This is a genomic window from Endozoicomonas sp. SESOKO2 (genome assembly GCF_024606245.1).
Classification (GTDB): Bacteria; Pseudomonadota; Gammaproteobacteria; order Pseudomonadales; family Endozoicomonadaceae; genus Endozoicomonas_A.
On record NZ_JAHHPQ010000476.1, the window covers coordinates 1 to 1,085 of the forward strand.

1 protein-coding gene is annotated in these 1,085 nt (G+C 41.6%); it reads right to left on the reverse strand.

From position 1 onward, the window contains the following. The coding region (locus KDK17_RS10720) for a hypothetical protein (protein ID WP_257288067.1) at positions 1 to 968 on the reverse strand (968 nt) is incomplete at its 3' end. Between the last annotated feature and the right edge of the window lie 117 nt (positions 969 to 1,085).

Below are 1,085 nucleotides of genomic sequence, written 5' to 3' on the forward strand. Positions count from 1 at the left end.
TGATTGTTCTTTTTTAACCAATCCGTGAAGTCACGTTCGAACGCTTGCCATTGCGCACCAAGCAGTTGTTGCAATGAGACTCTCTTATCTGGGTTGTTCTTGAGAGAACCCACGGTGTTATCAGGTAAGTTCGCACTAGCCGTTTTCCAAGGGGCTATCAAAAGACCATATTGCTCATTTCCCGGAATTGCACAAAATTTTTTCATTGTTATCACCACTTCCTTAAATAGATACCATTTTTTATATTGCTCAATGATTGGGATTTTTCCTTTGGCAAGAACATCGGAGATGCTGATATCACCGGAACTCCAATTGATTACAGAACCTTGTTGTAAAAGATCAAAGTCACTATCTACTATTCGATCAGGGATAATAATGTTTACATTTTTTTCCTTCTGACCAATGGGATTTTGGAAAGTCATGATCACATCTTTTTTATCATCACTGTTGATTTTAAATAAATTAACAGACTTATAGGGAAAAAAGTCCGGCTGCTGTTCGGGGAAATGCTTGCTGAAGTAGCCCGGATTAAGCTGCCGAGAGCTGACTAACACCACATCTCTGTCGTTGTCTCCTTCCATCAGCACCAGAACTCTCAGCGCCTGAGCAAGAAAATATTCATCATGACCATAGACAAAATAAAATACGCTCTGGTCATTCCCATCACTGCTTTTGCTCAGTGGGTTAGCGCAATACTTACGCAGTAAATCGTCCTTGAATACAGTGTCAGGGTATGTATTTTCCATCAGGTATAAACGCTGACAGCTAAAGCCCATATCAATCTCTTTTATTCCATGACGGCCTGTTTCACTATAATCTCCGCTTTTGGTTTCATATTCACTAACACCCACAGTTTTGCTGGCAAATTCACCTTTGCTGTTTGCCAGCGGTGCTATCAAACCACTCGGGCCATGCAAGATAAAATTGGCCTCATGCAGCAATTGACAGACTTCCTTTTCCTGATGCACTGCAGCTAACTGCTGCTGATCAGGTGGCCGGAATCCTTGTTGATGGCGACCATCCAGAATATAGGTTTTAACGTCATCAAAGGTGGCAATGGATCTTAATCGATTCAGCTCATCAAT